22 protein-coding genes and 1 pseudogene are annotated in these 19374 nt (G+C 66.0%); 10 read left to right on the plus strand and 13 right to left on the minus strand.

From position 1 onward, the window contains the following. The 5 genes and pseudogenes from VFT73_RS02335 to thpR all read right to left on the minus strand — a co-directional run. Positions 1 to 304 (minus strand): annotated as a pseudogene (locus VFT73_RS02335) (tRNA pseudouridine(55) synthase TruB); the annotation flags it as partial. 40 nt (positions 305 to 344) lie between these two features. Continuing rightward, on the minus strand, positions 345 to 701 hold the full coding sequence (locus VFT73_RS02340; protein ID WP_326408532.1) for a DUF6491 family protein: 357 nt from the start codon (positions 699 to 701) through the stop codon (positions 345 to 347). 8 nt (positions 702 to 709) lie between these two features. Further along, positions 710 to 1525 (minus strand): helix-turn-helix domain-containing protein, encoded by an 816-nt coding sequence (locus tag VFT73_RS02345; protein WP_326408533.1) that lies wholly within the window; start codon positions 1523 to 1525, stop codon positions 710 to 712. A gap of 51 nt (positions 1526 to 1576) precedes the next feature. Continuing rightward, on the minus strand, positions 1577 to 3847 hold the full coding sequence (gene ptsP / locus VFT73_RS02350) for a phosphoenolpyruvate--protein phosphotransferase (RefSeq protein ID WP_326408534.1): 2271 nt from the start codon (positions 3845 to 3847) through the stop codon (positions 1577 to 1579). 50 nt (positions 3848 to 3897) lie between these two features. Further along, on the minus strand, positions 3898 to 4434 hold the full coding sequence (thpR, locus tag VFT73_RS02355; protein WP_326408535.1) for an RNA 2',3'-cyclic phosphodiesterase: 537 nt from the start codon (positions 4432 to 4434) through the stop codon (positions 3898 to 3900). A gap of 122 nt (positions 4435 to 4556) precedes the next feature. Here thpR and VFT73_RS02360 point away from each other — a divergent pair, with 122 nt between their 5' ends. Continuing rightward, positions 4557 to 5282, plus strand: coding sequence for a Bax inhibitor-1/YccA family protein (locus VFT73_RS02360; RefSeq protein ID WP_326408536.1), 726 nt, complete (start codon positions 4557 to 4559; stop codon positions 5280 to 5282). 90 nt (positions 5283 to 5372) lie between these two features. Here the strand turns inward: VFT73_RS02360 and VFT73_RS02365 are convergent, their stop codons facing one another. After that, positions 5373 to 5651, minus strand: a complete 279-nt coding sequence (locus VFT73_RS02365; RefSeq protein ID WP_326408537.1) for a chorismate mutase — start codon at positions 5649 to 5651, stop codon at positions 5373 to 5375. Positions 5652 to 5732: 81 nt separating this feature from the next. On the opposite strand from VFT73_RS02365, the gene VFT73_RS02370 reads away from it, so the two are divergent. Beyond that, positions 5733 to 6746, plus strand: a complete 1014-nt coding sequence (locus VFT73_RS02370) for a polyprenyl synthetase family protein (protein WP_326408538.1) — start codon at positions 5733 to 5735, stop codon at positions 6744 to 6746. Here VFT73_RS02370 and VFT73_RS02375 read toward each other — a convergent pair. Genes VFT73_RS02375 through VFT73_RS02405 form a run of 7 tightly spaced genes read right to left on the minus strand, consistent with a single transcriptional unit; the run spans position 6743 to position 11691 of the window. After that, entirely contained in the window at positions 6743 to 7126 is a 384-nt protein-coding gene (locus VFT73_RS02375; protein WP_326408539.1) for a type II toxin-antitoxin system VapC family toxin, read from the minus strand. The two genes, VFT73_RS02370 and VFT73_RS02375, sit on opposite strands and share 4 nt — an antisense overlap. Beyond that, on the minus strand, positions 7123 to 7380 hold the full coding sequence (locus VFT73_RS02380) for an AbrB/MazE/SpoVT family DNA-binding domain-containing protein (protein WP_326408540.1): 258 nt from the start codon (positions 7378 to 7380) through the stop codon (positions 7123 to 7125). The genes VFT73_RS02375 and VFT73_RS02380 overlap by 4 nt, the downstream gene beginning before the upstream one ends. A gap of 58 nt (positions 7381 to 7438) precedes the next feature. Then, positions 7439 to 8368, minus strand: coding sequence for a glutaminase (locus VFT73_RS02385; RefSeq protein ID WP_326408541.1), 930 nt, complete (start codon positions 8366 to 8368; stop codon positions 7439 to 7441). Positions 8369 to 8382: 14 nt separating this feature from the next. Beyond that, on the minus strand, positions 8383 to 9087 hold the full coding sequence (gene phoB / locus VFT73_RS02390) for a phosphate regulon transcriptional regulator PhoB (RefSeq protein WP_326408542.1): 705 nt from the start codon (positions 9085 to 9087) through the stop codon (positions 8383 to 8385). After that, complete coding sequence (gene phoU, locus VFT73_RS02395) at positions 9084 to 9767, minus strand: phosphate signaling complex protein PhoU (RefSeq protein ID WP_326408553.1); 684 nt, start codon at positions 9765 to 9767, stop codon at positions 9084 to 9086. The genes phoB and phoU overlap by 4 nt, the downstream gene beginning before the upstream one ends. A 20-nt stretch (positions 9768 to 9787) precedes the next feature. Next, positions 9788 to 11008 carry an ATP-binding protein gene (locus tag VFT73_RS02400; RefSeq protein WP_326408543.1) on the minus strand — a complete coding sequence of 407 codons (1221 nt, stop codon included), beginning with the start codon at positions 11006 to 11008 and terminating at the stop codon, positions 9788 to 9790. A gap of 5 nt (positions 11009 to 11013) precedes the next feature. Then, the gene (locus VFT73_RS02405) at positions 11014 to 11691 is read right to left on the minus strand and encodes an HAD-IA family hydrolase (protein WP_326408544.1); all 678 of its coding nucleotides are present in this window, start codon (positions 11689 to 11691) and stop codon (positions 11014 to 11016) included. Between the two features lie 47 nt (positions 11692 to 11738). Between VFT73_RS02405 and glmU the strand changes: the two genes are divergently transcribed. The 8 genes from glmU (at position 11739) to VFT73_RS02445 (ending at position 19285) form a co-directional block, all read left to right on the plus strand. Then, on the plus strand, positions 11739 to 13091 hold the full coding sequence (glmU, locus tag VFT73_RS02410) for a bifunctional UDP-N-acetylglucosamine diphosphorylase/glucosamine-1-phosphate N-acetyltransferase GlmU (protein ID WP_326408545.1): 1353 nt from the start codon (positions 11739 to 11741) through the stop codon (positions 13089 to 13091). 31 nt (positions 13092 to 13122) lie between these two features. Further along, complete coding sequence (locus VFT73_RS02415) at positions 13123 to 13500, plus strand: ribbon-helix-helix protein, CopG family (protein WP_326408546.1); 378 nt, start codon at positions 13123 to 13125, stop codon at positions 13498 to 13500. Further along, on the plus strand, positions 13497 to 13871 hold the full coding sequence (locus VFT73_RS02420) for a PIN domain-containing protein (protein WP_326408547.1): 375 nt from the start codon (positions 13497 to 13499) through the stop codon (positions 13869 to 13871). The genes VFT73_RS02415 and VFT73_RS02420 overlap by 4 nt, the downstream gene beginning before the upstream one ends. A gap of 15 nt (positions 13872 to 13886) precedes the next feature. After that, positions 13887 to 15710: a glutamine--fructose-6-phosphate transaminase (isomerizing) gene (gene glmS / locus VFT73_RS02425; RefSeq protein WP_326408548.1), complete on the plus strand. Its 1824-nt coding sequence runs from the start codon at positions 13887 to 13889 to the stop codon at positions 15708 to 15710. A gap of 115 nt (positions 15711 to 15825) precedes the next feature. After that, on the plus strand, positions 15826 to 16902 hold the full coding sequence (gene dinB, locus VFT73_RS02430; protein WP_326408549.1) for a DNA polymerase IV: 1077 nt from the start codon (positions 15826 to 15828) through the stop codon (positions 16900 to 16902). Between the two features lie 39 nt (positions 16903 to 16941). Continuing rightward, on the plus strand, positions 16942 to 17469 hold the full coding sequence (gene def, locus VFT73_RS02435) for a peptide deformylase (protein ID WP_326408550.1): 528 nt from the start codon (positions 16942 to 16944) through the stop codon (positions 17467 to 17469). Positions 17470 to 17547: 78 nt separating this feature from the next. Continuing rightward, the gene (locus VFT73_RS02440) at positions 17548 to 18888 is read left to right on the plus strand and encodes a DNA recombination protein RmuC (protein WP_326408551.1); all 1341 of its coding nucleotides are present in this window, start codon (positions 17548 to 17550) and stop codon (positions 18886 to 18888) included. Between the two features lie 118 nt (positions 18889 to 19006). Then, the gene (locus VFT73_RS02445; RefSeq protein ID WP_326408552.1) at positions 19007 to 19285 is read left to right on the plus strand and encodes an SWIB/MDM2 domain-containing protein; all 279 of its coding nucleotides are present in this window, start codon (positions 19007 to 19009) and stop codon (positions 19283 to 19285) included. Positions 19286 to 19374: the final 89 nt, after the last annotated feature.

The following is a 19374-nucleotide window of genomic DNA, read 5'->3' on the forward strand; positions in this document are numbered from 1 at the left end:
GATTGGCGCTCGGCCGTGCATCGGACCGGGCAATGATCTTGCCTTCGGCATCCAGCGTGTCGGTTTCCTCGCCGAAGCGGATCGTGAATTCGTACACCTTGTCGCTGTCGAGCAGGCGGCCGGCGAGTTTGGTCGCCTCGCCGATCGCCACCGGCAGCACGCCGCTCGCCAATGGGTCGAGCGTGCCGCCATGGCCGACCTTCAGCTTCGGATAGCCGCCGGTTCGCAGCGCGCGCTTGACCGCGCTCACTGCCTGGGTCGAGCCGAGGCCCAGAGGCTTGTCGAGGATGATCCAGCCATGCACCGAGGGCGCTTAGCGCCCCTTCGACGGACCACCAACCGGTTTAGGAGTGCTTCTTCGCTTTCTTCGGCGGCGGTCCGCTTTCGACCAGGCTCTTGACCGGGCAACGCTGCCCACGCACGATCAGCGTGCTGAAGCGGTCGAGCGTGTCGGGCCCGCGAGTCTCGAAGCCGATCGCCCGGGCAAAGCCGAGGTCAGGGCAGTAGCCCATCAACTCGGCGCGATACCAATGCCGGTGCTGGTCCTCGATATAGAGCGTATCGTTGTCGACCACGTCGAAGTCGCGGACGCCGCCATGGTTGACGAAGGGGATGCTGGCCTGCGGCTCGGCCTTGTCGGTCTGGGCGAGCGCAGGGGCGGCGGCGATCAGGGCCGCTGCGATAATCAGGATTTTGCGCATGCCGCTTTCTAGCGCGGCGGTGCTGAACCTGGGCTGACCGAGGGCGAGGGCGTCGGTGCGGGCGAGGGAGCGCGCGCGCGCAACGCTTCCGCGCTGACGCCGACATCCTTGATCGTCTTTTCCGGTTCGCCGAGCGGCGGCACCTCGATTCCGCCGATCGTCACCCGAAGCGCGTTGGGCCGGCCGGTGAGGATCGTCGGGCCGTTCGCATCGGGCGGGACGGTATAGCTTTCGCCGATCGCCATCTGCTTTTCGAACAGCCGCTTGCCCGTGGCGTCGCTGATGCGGATCCAGACGGTGTCGGTGGCAGTCAGCACGACCGGGCCATTGCCGGGCGTCTGCACCGGCACCGGAGCAGCGGCGCGCCGAACCGCAGCGGGGGAAGGCGATGCACTGGCGACCGGAGACACGGAGCTGCCGTCGCGTAAGACACCGCGCCACAGGACATAGCCGCCGATGATCAGCAGCGCGATGATTGCCGCCGTCCACGCCAGCGTGCGCGGCGGCACGCGGGCCGGGTCGGCCGGCTCGAACGCCTGATATTCCATCCGCGCCCGGCCGCCCTGTTCGAGCTGGCTGCGCACCATGGCCGCCACCGCGACCTCGTCGCCGCCGACGGACCGCGCATAGGCTCGCGCAAAGCCGACCGCATACGTCATCGAAGGCAGCGCATCGAAATCGTCGTGCTCGATCGCCTCGAGGTGGCGCTGCGGGATGCGCGTCTTTGCGGCCACGTCCGCAAGGCTCATCCCCGCGGCCTCGCGAGCTTCGCGAAGCTGGGTGCCCGCGGTTGCGCCGTCGGTCGGCTCGGATTCAGTCGTCATCGCGCGCCCCTTTTTGCAGGCTTGTCACAGGAGCCGGATCGCATTGTCAACTCAGGCAAGTTCGACGCCATGCGCATTGGCCCAACCCAGCAGCGTCTCGCGCAGGCTTATTGGCGGCTGCACCAGCCACCCGTCCATCTCCGCCCTCAGCTTGCCGAGATCGAGCGAGCGCACCATCGCCTTGATCGGCCCGACGGCGATCGGCGTGATCGACAGCCGGTCGATGCCCAGGCCCAGCAACGCCATCGCTTCCAGCGTGCGTCCGCCCATCTCGCCACAGACGGTCACCGGGATGCCGCGCTCGTGCGCGGGGAGGGAGACGCGGCGCAGGAAGCGCAGGATCGCGGGGCTCAGCCAATCGTATCGCTCGGCCAGCTTCGGATGCGCGCGGTCGGCCGCGAACAGGAATTGAGTGAGGTCGTTGGTGCCGATCGAAAGAAAATCGAGCCGGGGCAGCAGCAGATCGAGCGATTCCGCGAGCGCCGGCACTTCCAGCATCGCGCCGTAGCGGATCTGCGCAGGGAGCGGCCGATGTCGGGAGGCGATCCAGGCGCGCTGCGCGTCAAAAATCTTCTTCGCCGCGTCGAACTCCCAAGGTTCGGACACCATCGGGAACATCACGCTCAGCGTCCGCCCCGCCGCGGCTTCCAGCAGCGCGCGCGCCTGCGCTTTCATCAGCCCGTCGCGTTCGAGGGCGACGCGCAGCGCGCGCCAGCCCATTGCCGGGTTCTCCTCGCTGAGCTCCTCCGCGCGCATATAAGGAAGCGCCTTGTCGCCGCCGATGTCGACGGTGCGAAACACCACCGGCCGGTCGCGCGCGGCGTCGAGCACGTCGCGGTACAATCGCTGCTGCCGCTCGCGCTGCGGCAAGGTAGCGGAAACGAGGAACTGGAATTCGGTCCGGAACAGGCCGATGCCGTCGGCGCCGGTCAGGTCCAGCGCAGCGGCATCGTCGCGCAGCCCGGCATTGACCATCACCGTGATGCGCTGGCCGTCCTTGGTGACGGGCGGGAGACCCCGAAGCGCGGCATAGGCGGCGCGGCGCTTGGCGCTCGAGGACAATTTCGCCTCGAACGCTTCCTCCATCGAAGGGCTGGGGCGCACATAGACGGCGCTCTGGCCGGCATCGAGCAGCAGATGGTCGCCTTCGCCGATCAGCCGGCGCACGTCGCGCACGCGCCCGAGCACCGGCACGCCCATCGCGCGCGCGACGATGATCACATGCGCCGTGAGCGACCCTTCTTCCAGGATCACGCCCTTCAGCCGCCGGCGGTCGTATTCGAGCAACTCGGCCGGCCCCAGGTTCCGCGCGATCAGGATCGCATCCTGCCTCAGGCCCATCTGCGCCGCGGTGCCGAGCTGGCCCGAGACGATGCGGATCAGGCGATTGGAGAGATCCTCCAGATCGTGCATGCGGTCGGCGAGCAGCGGGTCGTCGATCTGCCGCATCCGCATCCGCGTGCGCTGCTGCACGCGCTCGATCGCCGCCTCTGCGGTCAGGCCGCTGTCGATCGCCTCGTTGATCCGCCGCGACCAGCCTTCGTCATAGGCGAACATCTTGTAGGTCTCGAGCACTTCCTCATGCTCGCCCCCCATCCCGAATTCCGCCTGCGCCGCCATCGTATCGATCTGCTCGCGCATCTTGGTGAAGGCCGAATAGACGCGCCGCCGCTCTGCCTCGATATCCTCGGCGACGGTATGCTCGATCGTGACGCGGGGCTGGTGGTAGACGGCGATGCCTCGCGCCATGCCGTCGACCAGTTTCTGGCCGCCGAGCCGCAGCGGCGCGGTCGATGCCAGCTTGGTCTGGGCGGTCGGGCCGTCGATCAGCCCGGCATTGGCGATCAGTTCCGACAGCACCATCGCCACCGTCTGCAGCGCCTCGATCTCGACATCCTCGTAGCGCCGCGGCTCGGTATGCTGGACGCACAGCACGCCGACCGCGCGCTCGCGGCGGATGATCGGCACGCCGGCAAAGCTGTGAAAGCGCTCCTCGCCCGTTTCCGGCTTGTAGGCAAAATCGGGATGCGCGGCCGCTTCGTCCAGGTTCAGCATCTCCACCCGTTCGGCGATGCTGCCGACCAGCCCTTCGCTCAGCGCGAGCTTGGTGACGTGAACCGCTTCCTGCTTCAGGCCGCGGGTTGCAAACAGCTCCAGCACGCCGTCGCGGAGCAGGTAGATCGAGCAGACCTCGCTCGACATCGCCTCGCCGACGATGCCGACGACCTGATTGAGCTTGCTCTGCGCGTTGGCGCGCGACGCCATCACGTCGTGAAGTCTGGTCAGGATTTCGCGCGCGGAGGAAGCGGTACTGACGGCCATAAGGCGCTGCTAGCAAAAGCTCCGCGGCGCGTCCCGTCAAAATGAACGGATCAAGCGACGAGAGGGTAACGTTCGACGATCGTGTATGTCGCGCCTTCGTGGCCCAGCCGGCTCTCATATAGTGCAAAGCCTGTCACCTCGAACGGATCGCTGCGCAATCCGGCGTGGCGGGCGAGGAACGCGTCGAGACCGCCACTTTCGCGGCCGAAACGGGCGAGGGTGATATGCGGCAGATAGGCGCGTCGCTCCGGCTCGAGCCCGGCGCGGACGAGCGCCTGGTCCACCTTGCGGTGCAGATGGGCAAGCGCGTCGTGCCGACGGACGCCGGCCCAGAGCGCGTTCGCCCGGCCGCGGCTGCCGAATTGGCCAACGCCGTCGATCGCGACGGCGAAGGGCGGCTGGCGCAGGGTGCCGAGCGCGGCGGCCACGTCCTCTGCGACACGCGCATCGACCTCGCCGACGAAGCGGAGCGTCAGGTGCAGCTGCTCGTCATCCTGCCAGCGTGCGCCGCGCACGCCTTCCATCAGGCCCAGCAAGTCGCCGCGAATGACGGCGGGGGGACGAATCGCGACGAACAGGCGGTGCACCGTCTCTCCTTAAGGCGTTTTGTAACAAAGTGTCGCCATGACCGGTTTTGCTTGAAACGCACTCTGGATGTAACGATATTCGGCCTATCCGGCATCAGGCCGGGCAAAGGAGAATGATTTCGATGGCAAACTGGACTGACCCCCGCGCGACCGTTTCGGCGCCGTCGTCGGTCGGAGCCCGCGCCGACTATGATGCCGGCCTGCGGAGCTACATGCTGTCCGTCTACAACTACATGGCATCGGGCGTGCTGCTGACCGGCATCGTCGCGCTGCTGTTCGCGTCCTCCAGCTTCATCGTGCCGGTGCTGTCGAGCCCGCTGCGCTGGCTGGTGATGCTCGCGCCGCTCGCTTTCGTGATGGTGATGAGCTTCGGCATCAACCGCATTTCGGAAGGCACGCTGAAGACGCTGTTCTGGCTCTATGCGGGCGTGATGGGCCTGTCGATGGCGTCCATCTTCCTGGTCTTCACCGGCACCTCGATCGCGCAGACCTTCTTCGCGACCGCGGCCGCCTTCGCCGGTCTCAGCCTCTACGGCTACACGACCAAGCGCGACCTGTCGGGTCTGGGCACGTTCCTGATCATGGGCGTTGTCGGCATTCTGGTCGCGATGGTGATCAACATCTTCCTGCAGTCGAGCGCGATGGCATTCGCCATCAGCGCGATCGGCGTGCTGCTGTTCGCGGGCCTGACCGCCTATGACACGCAGCGGATCAAGAGCATGTATTCGTACGTGTCGGGCACCGATTTCGCCGGCAAGGCGGTGGTGATGGGTGCGCTGCAGCTCTACCTCGACTTCGTGAACATGTTCATGTTCCTGCTCCAGCTGTTCGGCGCGCGCCGCAGCTAAGCCAGGCAGAACCCACGAACCGGGCCCGGCGGGGAAACTCGCCGGGCTTTTTCGTTTGGCCGAAGCCGCCGGACCTTCGGAATTCGGGGGTCAGCCCTGCAGCTTCTCGTGGTGGCGGATCACCTCGTCGATGATGAAGCGCAGGAATTTTTCGGAGAATTCGGGATCCAGGTGCGCGTCGGCGGCGAGGCGGCGCAGGCGCGCGATCTGCCGGTCCTCGCGGCCGGGATCGGCCGGAGGAAGCCCCTGCGCCGCCTTGTAGGTTCCTACGGCCTGAGTGATCTTGAACCGCTCGGCCAGCATGAAGACAAGCGCCGCATCGATGTTGTCGATGCTTTCGCGATAACGTGTCAGCTGGTCGTCGGTCATGCGGTCTCCTTTGCGCGCGCATCGTTTCCATGCCGAAGCGATGCTTGCAAGCAACGGATTACCGCGCCACATGGCGCGCGCATGAGCGCCACTCTTCACCGTATCGACGCCGGACCGGCGCCTTCGCTCGATCCGATGCTGCGCCTGGTCGCGCACGACCTGAACGCGGTGAACAGCGTCATTCTGGAACGCATGCAGTCGGACGTGCCGCTTATTCCGGAGCTGGCGGGGCATCTGATCGCTGGGGGCGGCAAGCGGATGCGGCCGATGCTGACGCTCGCCTGCGCCCGGCTGCTCGATTATCCGGGCACGCGCCATCACAAGCTCGCGGCTGCGGTCGAGTTCATCCATACCGCGACGCTGCTCCATGACGACGTCGTCGACGGTTCGGACCTGCGTCGCGGCCGCCGCACCGCGAACATCATCTGGGGCAATCCGGCGAGCGTGCTGGTCGGCGACTTCCTGTTCAGCCGCTCGTTCGAGCTGATGGTCGAGGACGGCAGCCTGAAAGTGCTCCGCATCCTCTCCAACGCCTCGGCCGTGATCGCGGAAGGGGAGGTGAACCAGCTGACCGCCCAGCGCCAGGTCGGGACGAGCGAGGAGCGCTATCTCGACATCATCGGCGCGAAGACCGCCGCCCTGTTCGCGGCTGCCTGCCGCATCGCCGCCGTCGTGGCCGAGCGGCCCGATGCGGAGGAACTGGCGCTCGACGCCTACGGCCGTAACCTGGGCATCGCCTTCCAGCTGATCGACGACGCGATCGACTATTCGTCCGACGAAGCGACGATGGGGAAGGGCGTCGGCGACGATTTTCGCGACGGCAAGGTGACGCTGCCGGTGATCCTCGCACATGCGCGCGGATCGGCTGCCGACAAGGCTTTCTGGCGCGAGGCGATGATGGGGCATCGGATCTCGGATGCCGATCTGGCGCATGCGACCGGCCTGCTTCGCTCGACCGGCGCGATCGACGATACGATCGAGCGCGCCCGCCATTACGGCCAGCGTGCGATCGACGCGCTTGGGGGCTTCGGCGCCGGCGCCGCCAAGAGCGCCCTGACCGAAGCCGTCGCCTTCGCGGTGGCGCGAGCCTACTAGCGGATAAGCTGGATCTCAGTTTCGAGGCTGAGAGACATCCAGGCGCGGTCGGCCGTGAGGACTTTGGCGCTGCGGCATAGAGCAAGCGCCAGGCAGGCCCGATCTCCCAAAGAAAGGCCAAGAGCTTTCGTGACCGACCGCAGCCGCGAGCTTGCTTCGGCTTGACCGGCGTCGAACGCGGTGATGGCGAGCCCCATTTCTCTGAGGTCGGAGTATAGCTCGTCGAGGTCGTAGCCTCTATCTGACAGCCGCGCCCCGACTTCAGCCGCGTTGACGCTGCTGATCTCGCATTGTCGAAGCGCTGACAGAACTCGATCCGCCCCAGGTTCCTCCAGAAACAACGCCAGCAAGGCGGATGCATCGAGGACAAACAAGCTCAACGGCCCTCGTCCTCCAACTTCGCCTCGCGTCGACGTTCCTCGATCAACTCCTCGACGATCGACTTGTCTGTCTTGTACGGGCGGAGCTTCTCCTGGATGCGCCGGACGACAGCCTCCATGGTTCGGACGCGCAACTCGTCGCCATCGAGTTCCAGAACGACCGAGTCTCCCTTTTCCAGCTTCATAGCACGCCGAATTTCGGCCGGTAGTACCAGTCTGCCCCCATCAATGACTTTGGCATGTGCCGTCAGCATGGCCGATCTCCATACAATGGACTAATGGCCATTTAGTGCATTTGGTGGGCGTAGTCCATCAGGCCGTAAACACGCTCCACCCCGTCCGCTCGGCGAGGCGCTCGAGCGCAAGGCTGCCGAGCTTCGAGTTGCCGCGCTCGTTCAGTCCCGGGGACCAGACCGCGATCGACGCCTTGCCGGGGACGATCGCGAGAATGCCGCCGCCGACGCCCGACTTGCCCGGAATGCCGACGCGGAAGGCGAATTCGCCCGAGCCGTCATAATGCCCGCAGGTCAGCATCAGCGCGTTGATTCGGCGTGCGCGTTCGGGCGAAATGACCGGCTGGCCGGTGCCGGGATGGATCCCATGCATCATCAGGTAGCGCCCGGCCCTGGCGAGCTGGCAGCAGCTCATCGTCAGCGCGCATTGGTGAAAATAGACCTTGCAGGCATCCTCGACCGCGTTGTCGAGATTGCCGAACGCCTTCATGTAATTGGCGAGTGCGAAATTGCGGAATCCGGTACCGGCTTCCGAATGGGCGACCTCGCTGTCGATCTCGACGCGGTCGTCCTCGGCCAGGACACGGACGAATCGCAGGATGTCGCCGATCGTCTCGCGCGCATCATGGCCGGCCAGCAGCGCATCGCTGACGGCGATCGCGCCGGCGTTGATGAAGGGATTGCGGGGGATGCCGCGCTCGCTTTCCAGCTGCACGATCGAGTTGAACGCGGAGCCGGAGGGCTCGCGCCCGACGCGCTGCCAGAGCGCTTCGCCGATGCGGTCGAGGGCAAGCGTCAGCGCGAAGACCTTGGACACGCTCTGGATCGAAAATGACGTTTCGGCATCGCCCGCGGCGTGCATCGACCCGTCCGCCGTCACCACCGCCATGCCGAATTGGTTCGGACTGACGCGAGCCAGGGCCGGAATATAGTCGGCGACGCGGCCACGATCGCGCTCCGCGGCCATCTCGGCCGCGATCGCTCCCACAATTCCCCCCAGACCGCGCATCCCGGAGAAATAGATCAGAGCTTTCCCTCGGCGTCCAGCGCATAGCCGGCGCTGCGGACAGTCCGGATGATATCGGCGCGCCCCCCGGCGTTGATCGCCTGGCGAAGCCGCCGGATGTGGACGTCGACGGTCCGCAGCTCGATCTCGGCGTCATGGCCCCAGACCGCGTCGAGCAGCCGCTCGCGCGAAAAGACCCGGCCGGGGTGCTCCAGGAAATGGCGCAGCAGCCGGAATTCGGTCGGCCCCAGAGGAACCGGCGTGCCGCCGCGCCGCACCTTGTGCGCGACCGTGTCCATTTCGAGATCGGCATAGCTGAGCTGCTCGCCCGCAAGCGCCGGCCGCACGCGCCGCAAGACCGCGCCGACCCGGGCGACCAATTCGCGCGGAGAAAAAGGCTTGGTGACATAATCGTCGGCGCCGGTTTCCAGGCCGCGGACGCGGTCCTCTTCCTCGCCGCGCGCTGTCAGCATGATGATCGGCACGTTCTGCGTGCCGTCCATGCGACGCAGACGGCGGCACACCTCCAGCCCCGACAGCCCTTCGATCATCCAGTCGAGCAGCACCAGGTCGGGCGGGCTTTCCTGCGCCAGTAGCAGCGCTTCCTCTCCATCGGCGGTCTGGCGTACCTCGAAATTCTCGCGCGTGAAATGCCAGACGAGAAGCTCCGCGAGCGCAACATCGTCCTCGACCAGCAGCAGCTTTCCGCGTGACGCGCTCACGCGGCGTCCCCGCCACGCTCGCGCTCGGGCATGTGTTCCCCGCGCGCGGCGAAATAGACCATTTCAGCGACATTGGTGGCGTGGTCGCCGATCCGTTCCAGGTTCTTCGCGATGAACAGCAAGTGCGCCGCCTCGCCGATCGTGGCCGGGTTCTCCATCATGAAGGTCAGCAACGTGCGGAAGATGCTGTTGTAGAACTCGTCGACGCCGCGGTCGCGATCCGCCACATCGAGTGCCGCCTGCCAGTCGCGAGCGGCGAAGGCGTCGAGCACGTCGTGAAGCATGTCGCTCGCAAGCTGCGCCATCGCGGGCATGACGGCGAACGCATCGATCTTCGACGACTGGGAGATTTGCGGCACGCGTTTGGCGATGTTTTTCGCGTAGTCGCCGATCCGCTCGATAACGCCGGCGATCTTCAGCGCCGCCACCGTCTCGCGCAGGTCGTCCGCCATCGGCGCGCGCAGCGTCATGATCTGCACCGCGAGGCGCTCGACCGCGAGCTCAAGCTCGTCGATCCTCTTGTCATCTGCGACGACCGTATCGGCGATATCCAGATCGCGGTGCGACAATGCATCGATCGCGCGCTCGATCGCCGATTCGGCGCGCCCGCCCATTTCGGAAATCAGGCCGCGCAGCTCGACAATCTCTTCGTCGAATGCCTTCAGAGTATGCTCGGTCACCGTGACGCCTTTGCTGGTTGTCACGCTGCTCCTGTTACAGGCGCGTTGCGGTTTGATGACAATGGCGCTGACGGCAGCAACGCGTTCACGATCGTGCCCTCGCCAGGCGTGGAACGGATATCGAGGCGGCCGCGGTGGCGCTCGACAATGTGCTTTACGATGGCCAGCCCCAGGCCGGTGCCCCCCAGGGAACGGCTGCGGCTGGGCGCGACGCGGTAGAAGCGTTCGGTCAGCCGCGGCAGATGTTCGGGCGCGATGCCTTCGCCCTTGTCCTCGACAGACAGGCGGATCATCGAACCAGGGCCGCGCCCCGCGCGGATCATGACCGGCGTTCCGGGCCGTCCATATTTCATCGCGTTGCCGACCAGATTGTGAAGGAGCTGCGAAAGCTGCGCACGATCGCCGGCGACCAGCGGCAAATCCTCTTCGACCTCGCAGGCCACGTCGCGGCTGCGCGGGTCGGCGGCGTCGCGGATCACCGCGTGCACTTCCCTGATCAGCGCTGCGAGGTCGACGGCAGTTTCGGGCGCGCGAAACTTCTCCGCCTCGATCCGCGACAGCGACATCAGATCTTCGACCAGCCGCTGCATCCGCCACGCCTCGTCATGGATGATGCGCAGGAACCGCTTGCGCGTCGCCGGATCGCCGATCGCGGCGTCGCCGTCGAGCGTTTCGACATAGCCGAGGATCGCGGCCAGCGGGGTGCGGAGCTCATGACTGGCATTGGCAACGAAGTCGACGCGCATCCGCTCGGCGGCATGGCCTTCGCTGCGATCGACGAGATGGACGAGTGCGCGGTCGCCGGGCAGATCGGCGACATGCATCTGCCAGCGATTGTCGCGGCCGCCGATGCCCGCCAGCTCGATCGGGCTAGAATCCGCAAGCGCCGGACGTCCGGTCAGCCGGTCGGTGGCAGCTGGATGCCGGATCGCGACGCGCACGTCCTCGCCCACGACATGTTCGCCGAACAGCTTGCGCGCGGCCTCATTCGCCTGCCGGATACGGGTGCCGCCCACGATCAGGACGGGATCGGAAATCGCCTCGATCGGTGCTGAGACGTCGGCAATGCCCTGTTCGCCGGAGGAAGCCACGGGTTCATGCCCGGCGAGTGGCCGCCACAGCAGGAGGAGGATCGCCAGCGCGGTGAGCGCCGCGACCGCGACGGCAGCGGCCGGCGCTCCGGCGAGCGCCGCAAAGGCGGTCCCGGCCGCCAGAACAAGGATCGCGACGGCGCGTCGCACGCTTATCAGCTCCGCGCTGCCAGCGTTGCGAGCGTGGGGATCAACTCGTCGTAGCGATCGATCACCGCATCCGCTGCGAGCTCCTCGACCGGGCCGGCCAGGAACCCGAAGCTGACCGCGATGCTTGGGATGCCCGCGTTCCTGGCAGCCAGCATGTCGTAGATCGAATCGCCAAGGAACACGGCCGACCCGCCGCCCGCGCGCACGATCATTTCGCGAATCGGCATCGCACTCGGCTTTGCGTTGCCCTTGCCCATCGTGTCGCCTCCGATCACTACGGCGAAGCGGCCGAGCAGGCCGGTTTCGTCCAGCAGCTTCAGTGCGAAACTTTCGAATTTGTTTGTGACGATCGTGAGACGGACGCCGTCGGCCTGCAGCCGGTCAAGCGCATCGAGCAGGCCGGCATAGGGCACCGACCCATCGGAAATGTTGTCGCGGTAGAAATCGAGCAGGAGCGGGTAGAGCCGCTTCATGTCCTCGGGATCGTAGCCGCCCGATCGCTCCAGGCCCTGTTCGAGCGTCCGCTTGGCGCCGCCGCCGATCATCGGCCGCACCTCGTCGATGTGAAGCGGCGGGCGGTTTGCCTGCGCGAGCGCGTAGTTGACGGCGCGCGTCAAGCTCGCGCTGGTGTCGAGCAGGGTCCCGTCCAGGTCGAAGCCGACAATGTCGAATGCGCGCGCCATATGCCGGGCCTTGCCCCGTGCGGGGCGCCCGTGGCAAGCGCGCCGGCGTGACCCAGCGCTCTCTCGCCGCCATCGTCCTTGCCGCCGGTAAGGGCACGCGCATGAAATCCGGCCTGCACAAGGTGCTGCATCCGATCGCCGGCCGGCCGATGCTGATGCATCTGCTGGCAAGCCTGGAGGCGCTGGCGCCCGAGCGCACCGTCGTGGTGGTCGGCAGCGGCCGCGAGCAGCTGGAGAAGGCGCTGGTCGGGCGCGGCATCGACCTTGTCGTGCAGGACCCGCAGCTTGGCACCGGCCATGCCGTGCAGCAGGCGGAAGCTGCGCTGGCGGGCTTCGATGGCGACGTGCTGATCCTCTACGGCGATGTGCCGTTCGTCAGCGCCGCGACGATGCGTGGTCTGGTCGAGCGGCTGCACGGGGACGACGATCCAGCGGCGGTTGTCCTCGGTTTCCGGCCGGCCGATCCCGCCGCCTATGGCCGCGTCGTCGCCGATGCCAGCGGCCGCATTCGCAAGATGGTCGAATACAAGGACGCGTCCGCCGAGGAGCGCGCGGTGACGCTGTGCAATTCGGGACTGATGGCGGCCGGTTCGCGCGACCTGTTCGCACTGCTCGCGCGAGTCACGAACGACAATGCGGCGGGCGAATATTACCTGCCCGACATTGTCATGCTCGCCGACGCAGACGGCCGCCCGTCGGCAGTGATCGAGACCGGTGCCGACGAAGTCGCCGGCATCAACAGCCGCGCCGAGCTGGCGGAACAGGAACGCGCCTGGCAGCAGCGCCGCCGCGCCCGGGCAATGGCCGACGGCGCGACGCTGATCGAGCCGGAGACGGTCTGGTTCTCGTACGACACGAAACTGGGCCGCGACGTGACCGTCGAGCCGAACGTCTGGTTCGGCCCCGGCGTGACCGTCGAGGATGGTGTCGTCATCCACGGCTTCAGTCACCTGGAGGGCGCCTCTGTGGCCTCGGGCGCGGAAGTCGGCCCCTTTGCCCGGCTGCGCCCCGGCGCGGAGCTCGGCCGCAAGTCGAAGGTCGGAAACTTCGTCGAGGTGAAGAAGGCGAGGCTCGGCGAAGGCGCCAAAGCCAATCACCTGACCTATCTGGGCGATGCGGAAATCGGCGCCGGCGCGAATGTCGGCGCGGGCACGATCACCTGCAATTACGACGGCTTCTTCAAATACCGCACCGAGATCGGGGAAGGCGCCTTCATCGGCTCGAACAGCGCGCTGGTCGCGCCGGTGACGATCGGCGCGGGGGCGATTGTTGGTGCGGGTTCAGTCATTACGTCGGACGTGGAATCACAGGCTCTGGCCGTCGCCCGAGGCGAGCAGGAAGCCAAGCCGGGTTGGGCCGCGCGATTCCGCGCCGTCATGCGAGCTCGGAAGAGTGGTTGAAGATGATATCATGATGTGATATCACGATATCATGCGCACATTAGTCGATATCCCTGAAGACGATATCCGCTGGTTGGACCAGAAGGCGGCGGAAAGCGGCAAATCGCGGACGGCGTTGGTTCGCGAAGCGGTCGAAGCCTATCGGGCCGAGGACGGCGACGATCAAACGCGCAGGCTTGCTGCGTTGAGAGCCGGATTCGGGCTCTGGGCTCGTCACGGCATCCAGGAGGACCCGCACGAATATGAGCGGAAGCGCCGCGCCGAGTGGACGAGGCCTTGGGACGATGATTACGAAGAGGTGCGCGCCGAATCGCCGGAGATGTTCACGGAAGATGACGACCGCGAGCGCGCCCACTATCTTCGACTCCTGCGACAGCGGGGCGGCCCCGGCGACGAGCCTAGCCGGTGAGCGGATATAGCTTCGACGCGAACATCATCATCGACGCGCTAGGCGGCTTCAGGCCCGCCCTAGACGAATTGCGCCGCGAATCACGGGAACGTCACTGGATCAGCAGAATGGTTTGGATCGAAGTGCTGTCGAAAGGCAGCGATCTGATGATCCGGGATACGCTCGACTTTTTGAGCGCATTCGACATCGATGAGCTGGATGAGAATATTGCGGAGAGGGCTGCGCGCCTCCGCCGTGCCCGGCCCGGACTCAAATCGCCTGATGCTATCATCCTGGCGTCAGCGCAGGAGCGCGGGCGCATTTTGGTCACGCGCAACACCAAGGATTTTCCGGCCAACATGCCGGGTATCCGCGTCCCTTACACTCTGTAACGAAAGCTATCTTCAATGTGCGGCATCATCGGTATCCTCGGCACGGACGACGTGGCGGAGCGGCTCGTCGAAGGGCTGCGGCGGCTCGAATATCGCGGCTATGATTCCGCGGGCGTCGCGACCGTTCATGACGGTCGGATCGAGCGCCAGCGTGCCGAGGGGAAGCTGGGCAACCTCGCGCGCAAGCTGGGTCAGGAGCATCTGCCGGGACACAGCGGCATCGCCCACACCCGCTGGGCAACGCATGGCGCGCCGACCGAGGACAACGCGCACCCGCATATCGTCGGCGACGTGGTGCTGGTCCACAACGGCATCATCGAGAATTTCAAGCCGCTCCGCGATGAACTGATCGCGGAGGGACGCACGTTCAAGAGCCAGACCGACACCGAGGTCGTCGGTCATCTGGTGGCGCGCGAGGTCGAACGCGGCGCGTCGCCCGAAGACGCGGTCAAGGCGGTGCTGCCGCGGCTCCACGGCGCCTTTGCGCTCGCGATCATGTTCAGGAGCGACCCCGACCTGATCATCGGCGCCCGGCTCGGCGCGCCGCTGGTGGTCGGTTACGGCGAGGGCGAGAATTATCTCGGCTCGGACGCGATTGCGCTGGCGCCGCTGACGCAGCGCATCGCCTACCTGGACGAAGGCGACTGGGCCGTCGTTCGCCGCTCAGGCGTGCAGATTTTCGACAAGGACAACAATGCCGCAGATCGGCCGATCACAGTCTCCGGCATCACCGGTGCGCTGATCGACAAGGGCAATCACCGCCACTTCATGCAGAAGGAGATCTATGAGCAGCCGGTCGTGGTCGCCCAGACGCTCAGCTCGTATCTCCGCACTCTGGAGGCGCGGGTGGCGCTGCCGGACATGGAGTTCGATCTGGGTTCGGTCGAGCGGGTCGCGATCGTCGCCTGCGGCACCGCCTCCTATGTCGGCGCGATCGGCAAATACTGGATCGAGCAACTCGCCCGCGTTCCGGTCGAGGTCGATGTCGCGTCGGAGTTCCGCTACCGCGAGCCCGTGCTGGGCCCGAACACGCTCGGCCTGGTGATCTCGCAATCGGGCGAGACCGCCGACACGCTCGCGGCCCTGCGCCATATGAAGGCCTGCGGCGTGACGACCGCCGGCATCATCAACGTGCCGACCTCGTCGATGGCACGCGAAGTCGACCTGCTGCTGCCGACCCATGCCGGGCCGGAAATCGGCGTCGCCTCGACCAAGGCCTTCACCTGCCAGCTCGCGGTGATGGCGGCGCTGTCGGCCAACCTCGCCCGCGCGAAAGGCCGGCTCGATGCGGCGGAAGAGGCGGAGCTCGTCCGTCACCTGACCGAAGTGCCGGCAGCAATGAACGCCGCACTGGCCCACGATGCCGAGATCGAAGGCATGGCGCATACCATCGCGGGCGCGCGCGACGTGCTCTATCTCGGCCGCGGCCCCGACTATCCGCTCGCGCTGGAGGGAGCCCTCAAGCTGAAGGAAATCAGCTATATCCACGCCGAAGGCTATGCCGCGGGCGAAATGAAGCACGGCCCGATCGCGCTGATCGACGAAAGCGTGCCGGTGATCGTGATCGCGCCCTCAGGCCCGTTGTTCGAAAAGACCGTTTCGAACATGCAGGAAGTCCAGGCGCGCGGCGGCAAGGTCGTGCTGATCTCGGACGCCGAAGGCCTGGCCCAGGCCGGCGAAGGCGCGCTCGCGACGATCGAGATGCCCAAAGTCCACCCGCTGATCGCGCCTTTGATCTACGCGGTGCCGGTGCAATTGCTCGCCTACCATGTGGCCGTGGCAAAAGGGACCGACGTCGACCAGCCGCGCAATCTGGCGAAGAGCGTCACGGTGGAGTGAGATAGGCGGCTTAGTTCCGTTCGCTTCGAGAAGTCGAGAAGCGCACGCTCCAAGCTCATCGTTTCTCGACTTCGCTCGAAAGGAACGGCCGGTATGCTAGAGCTCAGACAGTCTTATGCAGCCGTCCCGCAAGATCATCCATATCGACATGGACGCCTTCTACGCGTCGGTCGAGCAGCGGGACGACCCGGCGCTGAGGGGACGGCCGGTGGCGGTCGGGAGCGCGCAAGCGCGGGGCGTGGTCGCGGCGGCGAGCTATGAGGCGCGGCGGTTCGGCGTGCGATCGGCGATGCCCTCTTCGACGGCGCTCAGGCGCTGCCCGGAGCTGGTGTTCGTGTGGCCGCGCTTCGACGTCTATCGTGCGGTGTCGAACCAAATCCGCGCGATCCTGCTCGACTATACCGACCTGGTCGAGCCGCTGTCGCTCGACGAAGCCTATCTGGACGTGAGCGAGGACCGGCTCGAACTCGGCTCCGCGCGCGCGACGGCGGCGGAAATCCGCGCCCGCATCCGCGCAGATACCGGCCTCACGGCCTCGGCCGGGGTTTCGTACAACAAATTCATCGCAAAGCTCGCCTCGGACCAGAACAAGCCCGACGGCCTTTGCGTGATCCCGCCGCACAAGGGCCCGGAGTTCGTCGCGAGCCTGCCGGTCAGCCGCTTTCACGGCGTCGGGCCGGTCACGGCCGCGAAGATGGAGCGGCTGGGCATCCGCACCGGCGCGGACCTGCGCGCCTGCGATCTCGCCTTCCTCCAGCAGCATTTCCGCAGCAGTGCCGACTATCTGTACGGCGCCGCAAGAGGCGAGGACCAGCGGCCGGTCCGTCCCGACCGGCCGCTCAAATCGGTCGGGGCGGAACGAACGTTCGATACCGATCTGAAAGCGGCGGCCGAGCTGCGGGAAGCGCTGGAGCGCGTCGCCGACGCCGCATGGGCGCGCATCGAGCGGCACGGCGCGCGCGGCCGCACGCTGACGTTGAAGCTCCGCTACGCCGATTTCCGCACGATCACCCGAGCACGCACGCTGCCCAGTGCGTTCGAGAGTCGCACCGGCTTCGGCAACGAAGGCTGGGCGCTGCTGTCTGCATTGCTGCCGCCGGAGCAGGGCGTCAGGTTGCTCGGCCTGACGCTGTCGGGGCTTGGCGAGCGGGAAGAGGCCGAACTCCAGCCGCCGCTTCCGCTTGCGCTCTAGGTCTTTACGTCGGGCGACTGCGCGCCTAATTTCATTCGCATGGCCCTTCTTCCGATCATCGAGACGCCGGACCCGCGGCTGCGTCAGATTTCCACGCCCGTCGAGGTGGTCGACGCCGAGCTGAACCGGCTGATCGACGACATGTTCGAGACGATGTACGCGGCGCCGGGCATCGGTCTCGCCGCGATCCAGGTCGGCGTGCCGAAGCGGCTGCTGGTGATCGACCTGCAGGAAGAACAGGACGAGGAAGGCAAGCCGGTCAAGGAACCGCGCGTCTTCATCAACCCGGAAATCCTGAGCACGTCGGACGAGCTGCAGGTCTACAGCGAAGGCTGTCTGTCGGTCCCGGATCAATATGCCGATGTCGAACGCCCGGCGGTGATCCGCGCCCGCTGGCAGGACCGCGACGGCACGGTGCGCGAGGAACAGCTCGACGGCCTGCTCGCCGTCTGCCTTCAGCATGAAATGGATCATCTGGAAGGCATTCTCTTCATCGATCACCTGTCGCGTCTGAAGCGCGAGATGGTGCTGAAGAAGCTGATGAAGGCCCGCCAGAAGGCGGCTTGATCCGTTTTCGTGCGAATGCCGGTTGTGGGAGCGCCTGAGCCCCGCTAGGTTCCCTCTCTGTTCCGGGAGGGGAATGACGTGGACCCGCTGATTCTTGTCACTGCTCTGGCGATTGTCGTCGCCGGGGCCGTGCTGTTCTATGCGATGCGGCTGACTGGCCAGCTGCGGGCGGCGGAGACGCGGGGCGCGGCGGCAGAGGAACAGGCGAAACAAGCCGAGCTGCTGCGAATGACGCTGACCGGGGTAACCGGCGAGCGCGACGAGGCTTTGCGCAAGATCGTCGAGCTCCAGGCCGACGCCCGCAATTTCGACGCACGGATGCAGGAAATGCTCGCGGCGAAGGAAACGCTGACCGCGCAATTTCACGAGATCGGCGCGAAATTGCTCGGTGAGGCGCAGCGGCAGTTCCTCGAACGCGCCGATGCGCGCTTCACCCAGGCCGGCGAAACCAACGAAGCGAAGCTGAAGGCGCTGTTGCAGCCGGTCGAGGCGACTCTGAAGCGCTATGAGGACAATCTGAGCCTGGTCGAGAAGGAGCGGGTAGGGAGCTATTCCGCCCTTCAAAAGGCCGTAGAGCTGCTCCACGCCGGCCATACGCAGGTGAAGGAAGAGACGGCGCGGCTGGTCAATGCGCTGCGCTCCAGCCCGAAGGCGCGCGGTCGGTGGGGCGAGCAGAGCCTCAAGAATGTGCTGCTGCAGGCCGGGCTTGCCGAAGGGATCGACTTCGAGATGGAAGTCTCGGTCGGCACCGACGAGGGGCGGCTGCGGCCCGACGTGATCGTCAACCTGCCGGGCGGCCGCAAGCTGATCATCGACGCCAAATGCTCGCTGAACGCCTATCTCGACGCCAGCGAGCAGGTCGACGAGGAAGCTCGCAAGTCGCACCTGAAGGCCCATGCGGGATCGATCCGCAACCACGCCCAGCAGCTCGGCTCCAAAGCCTATTGGGCGCAGTTCGACGAAGCGGCCGACTATGTCGTGATGTACATCCCGGGCGAGCATTTCCTGACCGCCGCGCTCGAGCAGGATGACGGGCTGTGGGATTGGGCATTCGAGCGCAAGGTGCTGCTGGCGACGCCGACCAATCTTGTGGCGATCGCCCGCACCGTCGCATCGGTATGGCGGCAGGAGAAACTGGCGGAGCAGGCGGCGGAGATCGCCGCGCTCGGCAAGGAACTTCATTCGCGGCTGGCGACGATGGGCGGCCATGTCGCCCGGCTCGGCCGCAACCTGGAGCTTGCCAACGGCGCCTACAACAGCTTCGTCGGCAGTCTGGAGAGCCAGGTGATGAGCCAGGCCAAGCGCTTCGAGGCGCTGGAGGTGTCGGGCGCCAAGGAAGTCGAGCCACTTCCGGTCATCGAATCGTCGCCGCGGCCGTTGACAAAGCTGGTCTCGACCGCCTCAGAAGAAGCGGCATAAGTGGCTTTCGCGTCACACTGACGCGCTTCTCTGTGGATAAGCATCCATTTACGAGAGGAAAGCTGTTTTCTTTTGCGTTCGCTTGACCCAATCAGGGGGTCTCCAAGGGAGGGAATCAATGCTGGAACCCGGTAAGAAGAAAGCGCCGCGCGCCAACAACGCGCTCAGCAAGCCCGTTCAACCGTCGGCCGATCTCGCCGCCATCGTGGGCTCGGCCCCGATCGCGCGCAGCGCCGTCGTTTCGAAGGTGTGGGAACACATCAAGAAGAACAATCTCCAGAACCCCGCGAACAAGCGCGAGATCCTGGCGGACGACAAGCTGAAGAAGGTGTTCGGCGGCAAGGACAAGGTGTCCATGTTCGAAATGAACAAGCACCTGTCGAACCACCTGAAGTAAGACCCTTCGGGATTTTTTCGGGAAGCGCCGCCGGGCCCAGGCTCGGCGGCGCTTTTCGTTTGAGCGGCCACCTACGTTCGTTTAGGGCG

Source organism: Sphingomonas sp. (assembly GCF_035758555.1).
Taxonomy (GTDB): domain Bacteria; phylum Pseudomonadota; class Alphaproteobacteria; order Sphingomonadales; family Sphingomonadaceae; genus Sphingomonas_B.